The following is a 16,999-nucleotide window of genomic DNA, read 5'->3' as shown; positions in this document are numbered from 1 at the left end:
GACGGGCAGCGCACCTGGCAGCGCACCTGGCAGCGCACCTGGCAGCGCACCTGGCAGCGCACCTGGCAGCGCACCTGGCAGCGCACCTGGCAGCGCACCCGGCAGCGCACCCGGCAGCGCACCCGGCCTCACCACGGATGGCGCCGTGACGGGCAACGTGCGGGATGCCGCGGACGGCGCCAGAGCGGACAACGCACGGGGCGACGTCGCTGGCGCCGTGGGGGGTGCTCTGGCCGGCACCGTGGTCACGCCGCTCGCCGCCGGCGAGTGCACGCTGCACGCCGTGCAGGCCGGTAACGCCGAGTGGGCGCCTGCCCGACGGGTCACGCGGACCGTGCGGATCACGGCCGTGCGGCAGGCCATCACGTTCGCGGCGCCGTCGCCGGTCGCGGTGTCCGACGGGCCGGTCGGCCTGGTCGCGGTCACCTCGTCGGGGCTGCCTGTCACGTTCAGCAGCGGAAGTCCCGACACGTGTTCGGTGGACGGCGCGACGGTCACGCCGCTCGCCGTCGGTGGATGCGTGCTCGTCGCTCACCAGCGCGGCGACCGGCGGTACGCGCCCGCGCCGGACGTGACCGCGACGCTCGCCGTCCTACAGGAACCGGCGCCGTTGATCGTCCCGGCCGCCGCACCACCGACCCATGCCACCGCGGGCCGGATTGTTGATACCGACAATCCGGCTACCGGTGAGGCGGTCACGATCAGCGGCGGCGGCTTCAAGCCCGGCACCGCGGTCGAGGTCGTCGTGTACTCGACCCCGCAACCGCTCGGCACCGCGTACGTCGACGCCGCCGGGACGTTCACGCTGCTGGTCATCGTGCCGACCGGCCTGCACCGTGGCGGGCACACGTTCGTCGCCGCCGGGTTGGCCGCCGACAACACCCTGCGCTACCTGTCGACCCCGGTCACCGTCCACCATGCCGCGGCGGCGCTCCCGGTGACCGGCGGACCTGTCGGCGCCGTTGCCACGCTCGGCGGCTGGGCCGTCCTGATCGGCACCGTCCTGGCCCTGCTCGGCCGGCGCGGGCTGTGGCAGTACCGGTGGCTGTACCGCTTCCTGTACCGCGCCCGCCACGCGATCTGACCGGGCAGTCCGTCTCGCCGGCGACTCCGTACCCCGGCGCGGTGCGCAAGGCGCTCGGCATCGCCAGACCGGTCGGTGTGGCCGAAGCAGCGGCCACCGTCAGCGCCGCGGGGTGCGAGGTGGTCGTGTGGCGGTCGTGTGGTGGCTCAGTCGTACAGGCCGGTGGTGATCCGGGAGACGGCGACGAGGGCGCCCAGGACGAGGACGACCGCGGCGATGCGGGGGAGCCAGCGGGTGACGGCGGGCATGGTCAGGGCGACGAGCCGGCCGACCGCCGCGGCCAGGCCGGCGAACGCGAGCGTCACCGACGGGCCGAACACGAACCAATGCAGCATCGGCACCTCGTTGATCTTCAGCGCGTCGACGAGGCCGACGTCGCCGGACTCGAACAGCTCGATGAGGTACCGGTACTCGGGGGCGGCGGCGAGGATCGCGACGGTCACGCCGACGATGAGGCCGCCGGCGTCGGTGCGACCGAACACCGGCTTCACCTCCGTGCCGTCCAGCTTCCGGCGGGCGGCGAGCAGCGCGACCGTGGCGAGCAGGGCGGCGATGAGCAGCACGAACATGCCGGTGGTGCCGCCCGCCCAGCCGACGACGACCCCGACCTCCGCCATGATGATCATCGCCGGGATAAGCAGCAGGCCGTAGGCGACGGTGCGGACGACGGGGCGGCTGGCCGGCGCCGCGAACAGGTACGCCAGCCACAGCACGAACCCCGGGAACAGGTAGATGCGGGCCTCGCCGATCCACCAGCGCCAGTCGGAGAACTCGAACGGCAGGTGCCATTCGTGGTTGTACGCCTTCCGGCCGAGGAAGCCGAACAGCAGCAGCGTGCCCAGCAGCAGTCCGGCGGTGACGAGTGCCGTGCGCACCGCGCCGGGCGCGGGAGTCGTCGCCGCGGCCGGGGACTGCGTCGTCTGTGCCGGTTGTATGGTGGCGGAGGGCGGCGCGCCGGCGCCGAACGCCAGCTCGCGTTCGCCGGCCGGGCTCATTGGGTTCGCCGGGCTCACCGGGTTCGCCGCACCTCGGCGGGCGGCAGAGTTCGCAGACCCCGCCGGATTACTGATTACCGGATTGCTGATTGCCGGGTAATTGCCTGCGGGGCTCGCTGGGGCGGGCGGGGTGTGGGCGGCTGGGCTCGTCGGGGCGGCGGATCCGGACGCGGCGGGTGAGACGGGCCAGACGGGGCCGTTGTCGGGCCAGGCCTGCTCGGGTGGTGACGGCTCCGGCCTCCCGGCGCCCGGAAGGCCGGACACGGGGAGGCCGGAGCCGGGCGGCGGCGCGGCCGCGGCAGGGCGGCCGGACACCGGTGGGATCGAGAACATCGGGGTCTCGGCGGCGGGCGGGGACCGGCCGGCGGTGTCCCGGGCCGCGCGGAGGCCGGTGGTGGCGGAGCCGAGCCCTGGGGCGACCGCGCTGCGGGAGCTGCGGCCGCCGGTGTGCCGTACACCACGCCGGCGGCGGCGCCGGACACGGGCGTCGGTGGCTGGGCTCGGGGTGCGCGGACGGAGGCGACGCCGCGGATCGAGCCGTCCGCGGCGGCCGCCGGTCCCGTGGCGGGGACGCGTGACGGAGCGGCTTGGGGCCAGAGCGGGTCGGCGGCGGATTGGCGTACATCTGCCGCGTCGCTTGCGGGTTGGGCTCCGGTCGTGGCGAGTGGCCGGGCGCTGCCTTCGGCGACGACGAGCTCCGGCTGCTCCAGGACCGTCGGAGCGATGCCGGTGGCCTGGTGGAGCAGTGTCGCGACGAGGGGCATGCGGCTGGAACCGCCGACGAGGAACAGGCCGGCGAGGGGACGGGCCGGTTCGGCGGAGGTGAGGACGGTGCGGGTGAGCGCGACGGTACGGTCGACGACCGGCCGGGCGAGGCGTTCCAGCTGTTCGCGTCCCAGGGGTGCGTCCTGCTCGACGAGCGGAACGTGGATGTATGTCGACGCGGACCGCGACAGGATCTCCTTCGCGGTGCGGACGTCCTCCCACAGGTTGCGGTTGGCGCGGCGGTCGGCGACCGTCTGCGGGCTGGTGAGGCGGCGCATCTCGTCGGGGTGGGCGGTGGAGTGCACGGTGCTGAGGTATCCGACGATCGCGGTGTCGATATCGAGGCCGCCGGCGTCGTCGAGGCCCTCGCTGGCGATGACGTCCCAGCCGGTGGCAGTGCGGATGACGACGGACGCGTCGAACGTGCCGGCGCCGAAGTCGTAGACGACGACGCGGCTGCCGACGGGAACAGCGGCGTCGGTCGCGGCGACGAAGAACGCGGCCGCGGCGACCGGCTCCGGCACGAGCTGTGGCGTGCCGAGGCCGGCGAGGCGGGCGGCGTCGAGCAGCACGGAGCGCCGGCGCGGGCCCCACGCGGCCGGGTAGGTGATGACGACGGTGCCGGGTCCGTCGCCCATGGTGCGGACCGTCTCGGCCCGGACCCGGGCGAGGGTCGCGGCGATGAGGGTCGCGACCTGGTGTTCGGTGTCGCCGAGCAGGACGGTGCCGTCGTCGATGCGGCGTTTGGGGTGCGGCTCGTAACGCTCCGGATGCACGCGGGCGGCGTGCATCGCCTCCCGCCCGACGAGCAGCCCCTGACCGTCCAGCGCCAGGCACACGCACGACGGCAGCAGCGGGAAGCCGTCGAACAGCACGGGCCGGCTGCGGCCGTCGGTCTCGTGGATGACGGCGACGGTGTTGGACGTGCCGAAGTCGATGCCGAGGCGGTACCGCACAGCAATCACCCGCGCACTGTACGACCACCGGACCAGGACCCGGAGGGTCGCAGACGGTTTACTGACAGATCATCCGCCGGCAGTCGCATTGGTACGCTCGAACGTATGACTGCTCCGTCCCGGGTCGAGCCCGACCTGTCGTTTCTGCTGGACCACACCAGTCACGTGCTGCGCACGCAGATGGCGGCGGCGCTCGGGGAGATCGGGCTGACGCCGCGGATGCACTGCGTCCTCGTGCACGCGCTCGGCGTGGAGCGGACCCAGATCCAGCTCGCCGAGATCGGCGGCATGGACAAGACGACGATGGTCGTGACCGTCGACGCGCTGGAGAAGGCCGGGTACGCGGAGCGCCGGCAGTCCAGCACCGACCGGCGGGCCCGGATCATCGCGGTGACGCCCGCCGGGGCGGAGATCGCGGCGCGGAGCCAGAAGATCGCCGACGGCGTGCACGCGGCGGCCCTGGGCTCGCTGCCGGCGGACGAGCGTGACGTGCTGGTCAGGGCCCTGACGCGACTCACCCAGGGGCACTTCGCGACGCCGTCGGAGGCGCCGGGAGTGCGACGAGCACGACAGTAGGTCTCTTGCATATAGTTCTGTAGCGGACGATCTGCTACGGTCGTGCCATGGACACCAACCGTGGGGCGGCGCTCGCCGTCCTCGCCACCGGCATGCTCATGACGATCCTGGACGGCAGCATCGTCACCGTCGCGATGCCCGTCATGCAGACCGACCTCGGCTTCACCCCGTCCGGGCTGACCTGGATCGTCAACGCGTACCTGATCGCGTTCGGCAGCCTGCTGCTGCTGTCCGGACGCCTCGGCGACCTGCTCGGCCGACGCCGCATGCTCATCGCGGGCACGGTCGTCTTCGTCGCCGCGTCCGTCCTCGCCGGGCTCGCCACCGGTCCAGAGATGCTCGTCGCGGCCCGGTTCCTGCAGGGCGCCGGGAGCGCGATGGCCAGCGCCGTCAGTCTCGGCATCGTCGTCACGCTGTACCCGGCGCCGGCCGAACGCGCGAAGGCGTTCGGGGTGTTCGCGTTCACCGGCGCGGCGGGCGCCTCCATCGGCCAGGTCCTCGGCGGCGTCCTCACCGACCTGCTGAGCTGGCACTGGATCTTCCTGATCAACGTGCCGATCGGCGTCGCCGCGCTTGCCGGCATGCGGTTCGTCCCCGCCGACCGCGGACTCGGCCTGCGCGCCGGCGCGGACGTCCTCGGCGCGTTCCTGGTCACGGCCGGGCTGATGGCCGGCATCGCGGCGGTCGTCCAGCCCGCCTGGCGCTGGGTGACCGCGGCCGCGGCGGTGCTGCTGCTCGCCGGGTTCGTCGCCCGGCAGGCCACCGCCCGCACCCCGCTGATGCCACTGCGCGTGCTGCGCAACCGGCAGGTCGCCGGCGCCAACATCCTGCAGATCCTGATGATCGGCGCGATGTTCTCCTTCCAGATCCTGGTCGCCCTGTACATGCAGCGCGTCCTGCACTACAGCGCCCTGCAGACCGGCCTGGCGATGCTGCCCGCGGCGCTGTCGATCGCCGTGGTGTCGCTGGTCGTGTCGGCGCGGGTGATCGGGCGCATCGGTGAGCGGGGCGCGTTGATCGCCGGTCTGAGCCTGCTGGTGCTCGCACTGGGGTGGCTGACGCGGCTGCCGGTCGACGCCCGGTTCGTGCCGGACCTGCTGCCGGTGATGCTGCTGATCGCGGGTGGCGGATTGGCATTGCCGGCAATCACGGGCCTGGGCATGTCGGGCGCCCGCCCCGACGACGCGGGCCTGGCGTCCGGGCTGTTCAACACGACGCAGCAGCTCGGGATGGCCCTCGGCGTCGCCGCGCTGTCGACGGCGGCGGCATCCCGGACGGCCGGGCGGCTCGCGGCGGGGGCGTCGGAGGCCGCCGCGCTGACGGCCGGGTACCGGCTCGCGTTCACCGTCGGGGCGGTGCTGCTGCTCGTGTCGATCGGCGTGGCCGCCTTCGTGCTGCGCTCGCCCGCACCCCGGCCGGAGGCGACGGCGGCCGGTTCGGCGGCGGTGGAGGCCGGTCCCGCGGACGCTGCGGACGCGCCGGCGTTCAGCGGTCCCGCGCCGTCGGTGTCGGCTCGCCCCTGAACGTCGAGAGCGCCCCCGAGGGTAGGGAGCGCGACCCCAAGGTGCCCACCCCGCCGATCGTCCGGACGGGTCCGGGTGGGGGTGCAGGTCGCGCCGTCGGAGCGTCCCCGGGAGTGCGGAGCGCGTCGTGGCAGCTGGTCGGCAGGTCTGTGGCCGGCGACGGCTCTGACCGGCAGCGGCTCCAGTTCGGTGGCGGGCTCAGGCTCAGTGGCGGACCCAGGGGGCGGCGTTGGCCTCAGCGGTAGGCCAGGGGGCGGCGTTGGTCTCAGCGGTAGGCCAGGGGGCGGTTTCGGCGACGGTGAGCCAGGCGTCGACCTCGGCGGCGGTGTGGTGGCGGATCGACCAGTCGACCTGGCGGAGTGACATGTGCGCCCAGCAGGCGGCGAGGACGTCCGGGGGCGCGAGCGCGACCGCCGCGTCGCGGATCGGCGCCGTCAGGTGCGGGGCGTGGCGGGACACCACGAACAGGAGTGTGACCAGGTCGAACGCGCGGTTGCCGCGGCCGGCGCCGTCCCAGTCGACCACGCCGGTCACCGTCACGGCGGCGTCGCTCGCGCCGATGGCGGTGTCGTTGCCCGCGGCGGCAGTGGAATCAATGGCGGCGGCCGTGCCGGCGGGCGACAGGGACGTTCCGGCCGGGCCGGTGGTGGCGTTCGGGGAGACCAGGACGTTGCCCGGGTGGAAGTCGAAGTGGACGAGGTCGTCGCCGGGCAGCACCTCCATGGGGTTGGCCTCGATCCTGGCGAGGAGGTCGGCGGAGCGGGCGGAGTGTCCGGCCAGCGAACCGTGGTGGCAGAACCCGGGGCCGTCGCTGTGCAGGTACAGCTGCCGCGGCGGCAATCCGGAATCCCGCAGGAGGCCGGTGCAGCGGGCGCTCACCGCCAGCATCGCGTCGACGACGGCGCGGTCGGTGACCGCCGGGGGCAGGCCGGGCAGGAGCTCCTGGACGACGACCGTTACCCCGGCGACGTCGGTGACGCGCTCGTAGTGGGGTGCCGGGACGCCGGCGGCGCGGGCGATCGTGACCAGCGGGGCGGACGCGGCGTTGCCGCTGGTCAGGACGGCGCGGCGGCCGTCGGACAGCAGGACGTAGCCGGCGCCGACCTCGCCGCCGGGGCACGGTCCGATGTACGTGAGGCCGAGCGCGGCGGCGCACGCGGGAACGTCGAGTCGCAACTTCCACCCAAACTCTATACACTGTATAACGTGATTGACGCGCGAGACGTTCGCAAACACTACGGCGGGAAGGCGGCCCTCGACGGCCTCGACCTGACCGTCGAGGCAGGGACCGTCCACGGGCTCCTCGGCCCGAACGGTGCCGGCAAGACCACCCTCGTCCGAATCCTCGCCACCCTGGTCCGCCTCGACTCGGGGACCGCCACCGTCGCCGGGCACGACGTCGCGAAACACCCCGAGCGGGTGCGGGCCGCGATCGGGCTCGTCGGGCAGCACGCCGCCGTCGACGAGCTGCTCGGCGCCCGGCAGAACCTGGTCATGTTCGGCCGGCTCAGCCACCTCGGCAGTACCGTGGCGAAACGGCGCGCGGACGAGCTGCTGGAACAGTTCGGGCTCGCCGACACCGGCGGCAAGCCCGCGGCGCAGTTCTCCGGCGGGATGCGGCGCCGGCTCGACCTCGCCGCCGGGATGATCCTCACCCCGAAGGTGCTGTTCCTGGACGAGCCGACCACCGGCCTCGACCCGCAGGGCCGCGCCGAGGTGTGGGCCGCGGTCCGGCGGCTCGTCGCCGGCGGCACGACCGTGCTGCTCACCACCCAGTACCTGGACGAGGCGGACCAGCTCGCCGACCGGATCTGCGTCATCGACCACGGCCGGGTGATCGCCGACGGCACGCCCGCCTCGCTGAAGGGCGCCGACCGGCTCGAGGTCGTCACCGCGGGGGACCCTGCACCCGCCGCGGACCGGCTCGGCGTCCTCGGCCCGGTCACCGTCGACGGGCAGCGGGTCAGCGTGCCGGTCCACGACCGGGTCGCCGCCCTCGCGCTCGCCGCCGGCATCCCCGGCGTCGAGGACATCACCCTGCGCCGCCCCACCCTCGACGAGGCCTTCCTGAAACTGGTGACCGCATGAAGTGGGCGCTGCACGACGGCTGGGTGATGACCCAGCGGGAACTGGCGCACCTCGCCCGGCAGCCCGCGCAGATCGTGGTCATGCTGCTGTTTCCCGTATTGCTGGTGCTGATGTTCGGGTTCGTCCTCGGCGGCGGGATGAGCGTCGCCGGCGGCGGCGACTACCGCGAGTACCTGCTGCCCGGCATGTTCGCGATGACGATGCTGTTCGGGGTCGAGTCGACGTTCGCGGCGATCGCGACCGACACCGGCCGCGGCGTCACCGACCGGTTCCGGTCCCTGCCGATGGCCGCGTCGGCACAGGTCACCGGCCGGACCCTCGCGGACCTGCTCACTTCGGCGCTCGGGCTGCTGGTCATGCTCGGCTGTGGGCTCGCCGTCGGCTGGCGCTGGCACGACGGGTTCGCCGGGGCGCTGGCCGCGGTCGGGCTGCTGCTGTGGCTGCGGTTCGCGGTCCTGTGGGTCGGCGTGTACCTGGGGCTGCTCAGCGGCAACCCGCAACTGCTCGTCGCGGTGCAGATCCTGGTGTGGCCGGTCGCGTTCCTGTCCAGCGCGCTCGCCTCACCGCAGGACATGCCGGACTGGCTCGGCGCGCTGTCACACTGGAACCCGCTGTCCGCGACCGCGGACGCGACCCGCGCCCTCTTCGGCAACCCCGGCGGCGGCGACACCTGGCCCGCGCTGCTGTGGCCCGCGGTGCTGACCGCCGTGTTCGTGCCGCTGTCGATCAGGCAGTACCGTCGCCTGTCGCGGGTCGCGTCCGCTGGCGTGGTGTAGGAACGGGCAGCGCTGATCCAGTGGGTTGGATGTTAGGCCGCTGCCAGTTCGGCGGCGACGGGTTCGGTGGTGGTTCCCTCGGTCGGGATGAGGATGAGCCGGGCCTTGGTGAGGATTTCCAGGCCCATGTAGCGGCGTCCTTCGGTCCATTCGTCGGTCTGTTCGGCCAGGACCGCGCCGACGAGGCGGATGATCGCGGCGCGGTTGGGGAAGATCCCGACGACGTCGGTGCGGCGGCGGATCTCCTTGTTCAGCCGTTCCTGGGGGTTGTTCGACCAGATCTGGCGCCAGATCTCCCGTGGGAAGCCGGTGAACGCCAGGAGTTCCTCACGGGCGTCGTCGAGGTGCTCCGCCGCGGTGGGGAACCGCTCGGCGATCGCGGTCACGGCCCGGTCGTACTGGGCGCGGACGGAGTCGGGGTCGGGCTGGTCGAAGATGGTCCGTACGAGGGTCGCGACCCACGGCTGCGCCGATTTCGGGACCTTCGACAGCAGGTTGCGCAGGTAGTGGGTGCGGCAGCGCTGCCAGGTCGCGCCGGGCATGGCGGCGCCGATGGCGTTGACGAGGCCGCGGTGGGCGTCGGACACGACGAGGCGGACGCCGGACAGGCCACGGGCGGTCAGGGAGCGTAGGAACGCCAGCCAGCCGGCGCCGTCCTCGTCGCTGGTGACGTCCAGGCCCAACACTTCGCGGCCGCCGTCGGCATTCACCCCGACCGCGATCAGCGCGTGCACGTTGACGATCCGGCCGTGTTCGCGGACCTTGATGACCAGGGCGTCCATCCACACGAACGTGTAATGGCCGCTGTCCAGGGGTCGGTTGCGGAACCCTGCGCGTCCAGATGCGTCGCCATCTCGCTGACCTGCGACTTCGACAGGCCGGTGATGCCCAGCTGTTCCACCAGCTTCTCCACCCGGCGGGTGGACACGCCGAGCAGGTACGCGGTCGCGACCACGCTGATCAGGGCCTGTTCGGCGCGGCGGCGGTGCTGCAGCAGCCAGTCCGGGAAGTACGAGCCCTGCCGCAGCTTCGGGATCGCCAGCTCCACGGTGCCGGCGCGGGTGTCCCAGTCCCGCTGCCGGTAGCCGTTGCGGGAGTTGACGCGGTCCTCGCTGCGTTCGCCGTAACCGGCGCCGCACACGGCGTCGGCCTCTGCCGACATGAGCGCTTCGGCGAACGACTTCACCATCGCACGCAACAGATCGGGTGACGCGGACTCGACATGCTCACGCAGGAACGCGGCACCGTCCACACTCAAAGGTGCGGCCATCGCTGATCTCTCCTTCGGTTACTTCGCAGTTCGAAGGATCTAGCGGTGGCCGTTCCCATTCACCACATCACGCCCAAAGTGGGCGAGTCGTACACCACCTCCGTGGACGCGACCCTGTCGCGCTGACCACCAGGCGCCAAGCGCCACCAAGCACCCGGCGGTTCATCCGGCTGAGCGGCATGGACCTGCCGGCTTGCTGGTTACCGGATTGCTGTAACTGGTAAGTCGGCAAACCTGGGGCGGGGGCAGGAGGGTGGGGCGACGAGCCGCGGCTTGTCGCCCCACAGCTCAGTGGCCGGTGCGCCGGTGCGGCGATTGCCGGCAATACGGTAATCAGTAACCGGCGCGGCGGCGGCAGCCCGCCGAAACGGTAGCGCAGCGGAGTCGGTCGGAGCCGGCCAGATCTGGTCAGACTTGGCCAGGGTGGCGGTACGCACGACAAGCCGACGCGGGCAGGCGCCACTGGAACGCAGGCGCTACAGTAGAGCGTTCGGGCAACAAAAAAGGCGCCCTCGGGCGCCTGACTGATGGAAATGTTAGCCGACTGGAGACGGGTTGTCAAACGCATCCGACGCATCCGAGCTCGCGATTGAGCAAGCGCATCTCACGATGCTGTACGGGCACCTCGACACGCTGCGGGAGGAAGCGTCCACGCAGCTGCAACGGGCGCTGCTGCAGACCGGCGGCACGCCGGCGGACCGCTCGCACCGCGACTCGGCGACCGCCCTGTACACCGACCGCCTCGCCCAGTACACCGCCGTGGAGAACGGCCTGTGCTTCGGCCGCCTCGACTTCGACCGCAGCGACGCCACCGACCGCGGCCAGGCCGGCAGCGACGAGGACGGCAAGGCCGGCAGCCCCGGCAGCGCCGGCGGCGGTCCTGACGGCGGCGCCGCGAAGAACACCGAGGTCCGCTACATCGGCCGGATCGGCATCTTCGACGAGGACAACGACTACGAGCCGCTGCTCATCGACTGGCGGGCACCGGCGTCACGGCCGTTCTACCTGGCCACCGCCGCCGCACCCGAAGGGGTCAGGCGGCGCCGCCACATCCGCACCGAACAGCGCACCGTCACCGGCGTCGACGACGAGGTCCTCGACCTCGACGAGGCGCACCACACCGGCCGCGGCGCACACGACGGCGTGGCGGGGGAGGCGGCGCTGCTGTCGGCGCTGAACGCGTCCCGTACCGGCCGGATGAAAGACATCGTCGAGACGATCCAGGCGGAACAGGACCACGTCATCCGCGGGGACCTCAACGGGGTCCTGGTCGTGCAGGGCGGCCCCGGCACCGGCAAGACCGCCGTGGCGCTGCACCGCGCCGCGTACCTGCTGTACACGCACCGGCAGATGCTGTCGTCGCGGGTCGTGCTGATCGTCGGACCGAACCCGACGTTCCTGCGGTACATCAGCCAGGTCCTGCCGTCGCTCGCCGAGACCGGCGTGCTGCTCGGCACGATGGGCGACCTGTTCCCCGGCGTCGTCGCGCACGCCGACGAGCCGGCGACGATCACGGAGATCAAGGGCCGCGCCGAGATGGTCGACGTGCTCGCCGCCGCCGTACAGGACCGGCAGCGGGTCCCGGACGAGCCGATCGCGATCCGCCTCGACATCCTCGACGGCGCGCCGGTCATGCTCGACCCCGAGGTCATCGCCGACGCCCGCGAACGGGCGCGCCGCTCCGGCAAGCTGCACAACCTGGCCCGGCCCGTGTTCGACACCGAGATCATCCACGCGTTGTCGCTGCTGGTCGCCGACACCATCGGCATCGACCCGTACGCCGACGACCCCCTCGGCGGCGACGACGCCCCCGGCGACCCGCAGATCCTCGACGAGGCCGACCTCGCCGAGATCCGCCGGGAGCTGCGCGGCGAGGCTGAGGTCCTCGGCGCCCTCGACTGGCTGTGGCCGATCCTCACCCCGCAGCAACTGGTTGCCGGATTGTTCGCATCAGAAATCCGGTTAACCGCCGCCGGCGCGCCGCTCGAGCTACGGCGCAGTGCCAGAGCGGCATGGACCCCCGCGGACGTGCCGCTGCTCGACGAGGCCGCGGAACTGCTCGGCGAGGACGAGACGATCCGCGAGATCATCGCCGAACGGCAACGCAAACGGCAGATCGCCTACGCCGAGGGCGCCCTGGAGATCGCGTTCGGGTCCCGGTCCATCGACGTCGAGGACGAGGACGACCCGGAGCTGCTGTCGGTCACCGACCTGCTCGAGGCCGACCGGCTCGCCGACCGGCAGGACGAGGGCTCCGCGCTCACCCCCGCCGAACGCGCCGCCGCGGACCGCAAGTGGGCGTTCGGGCACGTGATCGTCGACGAGGCGCAGGAGCTGTCGCCGATGGCGTGGAGGCTGCTGATGCGCCGCTGCCCGTCCCGGTCGATGACGGTCGTCGGTGACGTCGCCCAGACCGGTGACCTCGGCGGCGCCGCGTCGTGGGCGTCGGCCCTGGACCCGTACGTGCCGGGCCGGTGGCGGCTGCGGGAGCTCACCGTCAACTACCGCACCCCGACGGAGATCATGGCGGTCGCCGCGGGTGTCCTCGCCGGCATCGACCCGGACCTGGAGCCACCCAGGTCGGTCCGGGAGGCCGGCGTCGACCCGTGGGTCCGCGGTGTCGCACCCGCCCGCCTGCCCGACGCCCTCGCCGAGGCCGCGACCACGGAAGCGGTCGAGGCCGGCGACGGTCGGCTCGGCGTCATCCTCCCCGCGGGCACGTTCGCGGACCTGGTGCCGGCGGTGCTGAAGGTCCTCCCCGACGCCGCGGTCGGCGACGAACCCGAGCTCGCCGCGAAGGTCGTCGTCCTCACCGTCAAACAGGCGAAAGGTCTGGAGTTCGACGGCGTCATCGTCGTCGACCCCGACCGGATCGTGGAGGAGTCCCCGCGCGGCGCCAACGACCTGTACGTGGCGCTGACCCGCGCCACCCAGCGGCTCGGCGTGCTGCACCCGGGCGTGCTGCCCGAATCGCTGCTCGCGGTGGTCGGTATCTAGTCGGGGGAAAACGCGGGAAAGAAACGCGGTGGGAGCGTGTTGGGTCGGACTCCAGCACGCTCACCGAACCGGCGCCGGCTCCGGATGCCTAGTCCGTTGCCGACCTGCCCGTGAGCGTAGCAACCCCCCGGATGAACCCTTCGCCGGTGGGGTCCACCTGTGCAGTCCACCCCAGTTTCGACAGGTCGGCTGCGAGCCCGGCGGTGTCATGGAAGAGTTTCACGACCTCGTGCTCGCTGCCGTCCCGCAGCCGGCGCAGCACCGTGTCCCTGCCGCCGGGTGCCACCCGCTCCGTCACCCGTTCCGCGGTGCCGGTGTCGACGAACACGACCCGCCCGCCGGGCCGGACCGCGTCGGCGACCGCCGACCAGAACCCGGCGAACCGCTGCGGCGGCACGTGCGACAGCCAGAACGCGAAGAACACCGTGTCGTACCGACGCTGCGGCCGCCACCGGAACAGGTCCGCCTGCTCGAACGTCGCGGTGAGGCCCTCATCGCGCAGCCGCCGCCGCGCGATGTCGAGCATCTCCGGCGCCCCGTCGACCGCCGTCAGCCGCGCCGCCCGCCCGGCGAGCCGCACGGTCCACTGCCCGGTCCCGCACGCCAGCTCCAGGACGTCACCACCGACCGGCAACTCGTCCAGCACCCCGGTCAGTGCGCTGAACGACCGCTGCCCGTACACCTCGTCGTACTCCGGCGCCCGCGCCCGGTAGTACGCCAGCTGCCCGTCCAGCAGCGGCTCCAGCCCGTCCCGCATTACCGCGCCCGCAAATACGACAACACCGCTCGCACCCGTCGATTGTCCTGCGGACTGTCCTCGATCGCGAGCCGGTCGAAGATCCGCTGGATGTGGGTGCCGACCGTCTTCGGCGACAACGTCAGCCGCTGCGCGATGCCCCGGTCGGTCAGCCCCTCCGCCATCAGCGCCAGCACGTCCCGCTCCCGCTCCGACAGCACCCGCAACGCCGCCGGCACCGCCGGTCTGCGCAGCATCGCCTCGACCACGCTGCCGTCCACGACGACCTCCCCGTCGTGGACCCGCCGCACCGCGTCCCGCAACGCCGACCGGTCAAGCACCCGGTCCTTCAGCAGATACCCGACGTGGGTGCGCCCGTCGTCGAGGAGCTCCATCGCGTACGCCACCTCCACGTACTGCGACAGCACCAGCACCGCCGTCCCCGGGTACTCCCGCCGGATCCGCACCGCCGCCCGGATCCCCTCGTCGGTGTGCGACGGCGGCATCCGGATGTCGACCACCGCCACGTCCGGCCGCTCCGCGGCGACCAGCCGGAACAACGCCTCCGCGTGCTCCGCCTCGCCGACGACGTCCGCGCCCACCGCCAGCAGCTGGGTCAGCCCCGCCCGGATGATGAGGTTGTCGTCCGCCACGACCACGCGAAGGCTCACCGAGCCAGGATCGCATCACCCGTCGATGCGATAGTTCAGACATGCTGAGCCGGCTCGCCCCGTCGGCGCGGGCCGCCTGGATAACCGGCGCCGCCGCCACCATCGCCCTCGCCGCCGCCCAACCCGTGACCTTCCACCTCGACCTGTACGGTGCCGACAACCGGCCCGTCACCGTCACCAGCCTCACCGTCATCACCGCCGGCCGCACCGTCGTCGCCGTCGGGGGGCTCGTCGCATGGGCCCGCCGGCCCGACAGCGCCACCGGACCGCTCCTGGTCGTGTGGACCCTGGTCAGCCTCAGCGCCGGCCTCGGCCTGCATGCCAGCGGCGCGCTGCTCGTCTGGTCCTACCTCAGCGGGGTCATCAGCCGCGTCGTGTACGCCTACGCGCTGCTCACGTACCCCGACGGCCGCCCGGAAACGGTGGGGGAGCGCCGCTACCTGCGGGCCGTCGCCGCGATCCCGCTGCTCTGGCTCGGCTATGCCGCCGTCACCCCGTCCGCCGGGATCGACGCCGTCACCTGCCGGCGCGCAGGATGCCCCGCGAACCCGCTGCTGCTGCACGAGTCCGCCACCGCGTCGCGGGCCTTCTGGGCCGCGCAGTTCGTGGCCGCACTCACCGGCGCGGTCTGGCTGCTCGTGCTGCTGTTCCGCCGGTACCGCCGGATGTCCGCCTCCCGCCGCCGCGCCAGCGCGCCCGTGCTGTGGGCCGCCGCCGCCCCCGTCGTCGTGTTCATGACCGGGGTCCTGCTCGACACCTGGAAGGCCCCGACCGGATGGCTCTACTGGGCCGACCACCTCACCATCTACACGGTGCCCCTCGCCATGATCGTCGGGCTGCTCGCGTCCCGGCTCGCCCGCGCCGACGTCGCCGCGCTCCTCGTCCGGCTCCGCTCAGCGCCCGTCGACGACCTGCGACCAGGCCTCGCCCAGCTGCTCGGCGACAGCGACGTCCAGATCGCCATCCCACTGTCCGCCGGCGACGACGCCCGCTTCGTCGACCCTGCCGGCCGGCCGGTCACCGTGCCCGCCGCGCCCGGCCTCGCCCGCACCGACATCGGCGGCGGTGTCCTGCTCCTGCACCACCCCACGACCCGCACCGAGGACCCCGCCCTGTTCGACGCCGCCGTCGCCGCGGCCCGCCTCACCCTCGACAACGTCCGCCTCGCCGCGCAGGTCCGCGCCCAGCTCGCCGAGGTCGACGCCTCCCGCGAACGGCTCGTCCGCGCCGGCGACGAGGAACGCCGCCGCCTGGAACGCGACCTGCACGACGGCGCCCAGCAGCGCCTCATCGGCCTCGGCATGGCCCTGCGGTCCGCCCGTGACGCCGTCGAGGACACCAGCCCCGCCGCCGCGCTGCTCGACGACGCCACCGACCAGCTGCGGCAGTCGCTCACCGAGCTGCGCGACCTGGCCCGCGGGCTGCGCCCCGCCCTCCTCGCCGAACGCGGCCTCGCCACCGCCGTGCAGACCCTGCTGCTCACCGTCCCGGTCCGCGTCACCCTCACCGGTGACCTGCCGGACCGCCCAGACCCCGCGACCGAGACCGCCGCGTTCTTCGTCGTCGCCGAGGCCCTGCAGAACATCACCCGCCACGCACCCGACGCCCACGCCACCGTCACCCTGCACGCCGCCGCCGGCCGCCTCACCGTGACGGTCACCGACGACGGCCCCGGCGGCGCCGATCCCCGCCGCGGCACCGGCCTGCGCGGCATCGCCGACCGCGTCGCCGCCGCCGGCGGGCACCTCGACGTCACCAGCGTCCCCGGGCAGGGCACCACGATCAGCGCGGACCTGCCCATGCACCGCCACGACCCTGTCACCGCTCCCTGAGCCGCAGGTACGCGTCCAACGCCGCCGCACCCGCCAGCATCGCCCGGCTCCGGCCCGTCAGCCGCGCCCGCCAGTCACCGAGCATCGCCTCCAGCGCCTCGACGCTTCCCGCCGACCGTACCTGCGCGATCACCGGCGCGACCTGCCGCAACAGGTACCCGCCCCGCCGCAGCTGGTGCGCCAGCAGCGCGTCCCGCACATCCGCGGCGCTGTACACGCGAAACCCCGTCCTCGGGTCCCGGCCCGGCTGCACGACACCGGCCCGCTCCCACTTGCGCAACGTCGCCGGCCGCACCCCGAGCCGCCGCGACAACGGCCCCACGAATGTGTCACCGCGCCCCTGCGGCACCGGCCGCAGATCCTGCAGCGCCGCCTCGACCGCCTGCACCGTCCGCCGGTCCTCCAGCAGCTGCGCGTGCCCCTCGTCGACGATCCGCAACGCGTCGTCGACCGCACCCCGGTGCACCGCCCGCAGGATCTCCGTCGCCGCCTGATGCCCGTGCCCCGGCACCAGCGCCACGAACGCGTCCAACGCCGCCGCGTGCAGCGCCGTGTACCTGCGGTACCCGCTGTCCGTCCGCTCCGCGTCAGGCAGGATCCCGGCGGCCTCATAGTTGCGGATCGCCTGCGTCGACAGCCCATGCGCCCGCGCCAGGTCGACCGGTCTTTGAAACTTTTCCGGCACGCTCACCGTCTCACTGGATGCAAGGTTCAACCGTCGATGCAACGA

13 protein-coding genes and 1 pseudogene are annotated in these 16,999 nt (G+C 73.1%); 7 read left to right on the top strand and 7 right to left on the bottom strand.

What is annotated here, in order from left to right; translation table 11 throughout:
- The first annotated feature begins 217 nt into the window (after nucleotides 1-217).
- Nucleotides 218-1,084, top strand: coding sequence for a hypothetical protein (locus ABZ321_RS09915; protein WP_354890666.1), 867 nt, complete (start codon nucleotides 218-220; stop codon nucleotides 1,082-1,084).
- A 146-nt stretch (nucleotides 1,085-1,230) separates the two neighbouring features.
- Here the strand turns inward: ABZ321_RS09915 and ABZ321_RS09910 are convergent, their stop codons facing one another.
- Nucleotides 1,231-2,097 carry a hypothetical protein gene (locus ABZ321_RS09910; protein ID WP_354890664.1) on the bottom strand — a complete coding sequence of 289 codons (867 nt, stop codon included), beginning with the start codon at nucleotides 2,095-2,097 and terminating at the stop codon, nucleotides 1,231-1,233.
- 56 nt (nucleotides 2,098-2,153) lie between these two features.
- Nucleotides 2,154-3,809 carry an Hsp70 family protein gene (locus tag ABZ321_RS09905; protein ID WP_354890662.1) on the bottom strand — a complete coding sequence of 552 codons (1,656 nt, stop codon included), beginning with the start codon at nucleotides 3,807-3,809 and terminating at the stop codon, nucleotides 2,154-2,156.
- Nucleotides 3,810-3,905: 96 nt separating this feature from the next.
- Here ABZ321_RS09905 and ABZ321_RS09900 point away from each other — a divergent pair, with 96 nt between their 5' ends.
- Nucleotides 3,906-4,376, top strand: coding sequence for a MarR family transcriptional regulator (locus tag ABZ321_RS09900; protein WP_344504875.1), 471 nt, complete (start codon nucleotides 3,906-3,908; stop codon nucleotides 4,374-4,376).
- Nucleotides 4,377-4,423: 47 nt separating this feature from the next.
- The gene (locus tag ABZ321_RS09895; RefSeq protein WP_354890659.1) at nucleotides 4,424-5,899 is read left to right on the top strand and encodes an MFS transporter; all 1,476 of its coding nucleotides are present in this window, start codon (nucleotides 4,424-4,426) and stop codon (nucleotides 5,897-5,899) included.
- Nucleotides 5,900-6,103: 204 nt separating this feature from the next.
- Here the strand turns inward: ABZ321_RS09895 and ABZ321_RS09890 are convergent, their stop codons facing one another.
- Nucleotides 6,104-7,075: a hypothetical protein gene (locus ABZ321_RS09890; protein ID WP_354890657.1), complete on the bottom strand. Its 972-nt coding sequence runs from the start codon at nucleotides 7,073-7,075 to the stop codon at nucleotides 6,104-6,106.
- Between the two features lie 30 nt (nucleotides 7,076-7,105).
- On the opposite strand from ABZ321_RS09890, the gene ABZ321_RS09885 reads away from it, so the two are divergent.
- Nucleotides 7,106-7,987, top strand: a complete 882-nt coding sequence (locus ABZ321_RS09885; protein WP_354890655.1) for an ATP-binding cassette domain-containing protein — start codon at nucleotides 7,106-7,108, stop codon at nucleotides 7,985-7,987.
- Nucleotides 7,984-8,763 (top strand): ABC transporter permease, encoded by a 780-nt coding sequence (locus ABZ321_RS09880; protein WP_354890653.1) that lies wholly within the window; start codon nucleotides 7,984-7,986, stop codon nucleotides 8,761-8,763. The genes ABZ321_RS09885 and ABZ321_RS09880 overlap by 4 nt, the downstream gene beginning before the upstream one ends.
- A 32-nt stretch (nucleotides 8,764-8,795) precedes the next feature.
- Here the strand turns inward: ABZ321_RS09880 and ABZ321_RS09875 are convergent.
- Nucleotides 8,796-10,033: pseudogene (locus tag ABZ321_RS09875) on the bottom strand (IS256 family transposase).
- A 609-nt stretch (nucleotides 10,034-10,642) separates the two neighbouring features.
- On the opposite strand from ABZ321_RS09875, the gene ABZ321_RS09870 reads away from it, so the two are divergent.
- Nucleotides 10,643-13,030 carry an ATP-binding domain-containing protein gene (locus tag ABZ321_RS09870; RefSeq protein WP_354890651.1) on the top strand — a complete coding sequence of 796 codons (2,388 nt, stop codon included), beginning with the start codon at nucleotides 10,643-10,645 and terminating at the stop codon, nucleotides 13,028-13,030.
- A gap of 88 nt (nucleotides 13,031-13,118) precedes the next feature.
- Here ABZ321_RS09870 and ABZ321_RS09865 read toward each other — a convergent pair whose 3' ends face one another.
- Nucleotides 13,119-13,787, bottom strand: coding sequence for a class I SAM-dependent methyltransferase (locus ABZ321_RS09865; protein ID WP_354890649.1), 669 nt, complete (start codon nucleotides 13,785-13,787; stop codon nucleotides 13,119-13,121).
- Nucleotides 13,787-14,437, bottom strand: a complete 651-nt coding sequence (locus tag ABZ321_RS09860) for a response regulator transcription factor (RefSeq protein WP_354890647.1) — start codon at nucleotides 14,435-14,437, stop codon at nucleotides 13,787-13,789. Before ABZ321_RS09860 ends, ABZ321_RS09865 begins: the two co-directional genes overlap by 1 nt.
- A 41-nt stretch (nucleotides 14,438-14,478) precedes the next feature.
- On the opposite strand from ABZ321_RS09860, the gene ABZ321_RS09855 reads away from it, so the two are divergent.
- Nucleotides 14,479-16,269, top strand: a complete 1,791-nt coding sequence (locus ABZ321_RS09855; protein WP_354890645.1) for a sensor histidine kinase — start codon at nucleotides 14,479-14,481, stop codon at nucleotides 16,267-16,269.
- Here ABZ321_RS09855 and ABZ321_RS09850 read toward each other — a convergent pair.
- Entirely contained in the window at nucleotides 16,256-16,960 is a 705-nt protein-coding gene (locus tag ABZ321_RS09850; protein ID WP_344504866.1) for a TioE family transcriptional regulator, read from the bottom strand. The two genes, ABZ321_RS09855 and ABZ321_RS09850, sit on opposite strands and share 14 nt — an antisense overlap.
- Between the last annotated feature and the right edge of the window lie 39 nt (nucleotides 16,961-16,999).

Source organism: Dactylosporangium sp. NPDC006015 (assembly GCF_040614215.1).
GTDB classification, from domain to species: Bacteria; Actinomycetota; Actinomycetes; order Mycobacteriales; family Micromonosporaceae; genus Dactylosporangium; species Dactylosporangium maewongense.
Note: the sequence above shows the minus strand (reverse complement) of the source record. Positions and strands in the feature narration are given on the sequence as shown.

Bases quoted from the DNA above. Each gene is read 5' to 3' on its own strand.
- ABZ321_RS09900 (WP_344504875.1), top strand. From the start codon at position 3,906: ATGACTGCTCCGTCCCGGGTCGAGCCCGACCTGTCGTTTCTGCTGGAC.
- ABZ321_RS09895 (WP_354890659.1), top strand. From the start codon at position 4,424: ATGGACACCAACCGTGGGGCGGCGCTCGCCGTCCTCGCCACCGGCATG.
- ABZ321_RS09880 (WP_354890653.1), top strand. From the start codon at position 7,984: ATGAAGTGGGCGCTGCACGACGGCTGGGTGATGACCCAGCGGGAACTG.
- ABZ321_RS09870 (WP_354890651.1), top strand. From the start codon at position 10,643: ATGCTGTACGGGCACCTCGACACGCTGCGGGAGGAAGCGTCCACGCAG.
- ABZ321_RS09865 (WP_354890649.1), bottom strand. From the start codon at position 13,787: ATGCGGGACGGGCTGGAGCCGCTGCTGGACGGGCAGCTGGCGTACTAC.
- ABZ321_RS09855 (WP_354890645.1), top strand. From the start codon at position 14,479: ATGCTGAGCCGGCTCGCCCCGTCGGCGCGGGCCGCCTGGATAACCGGC.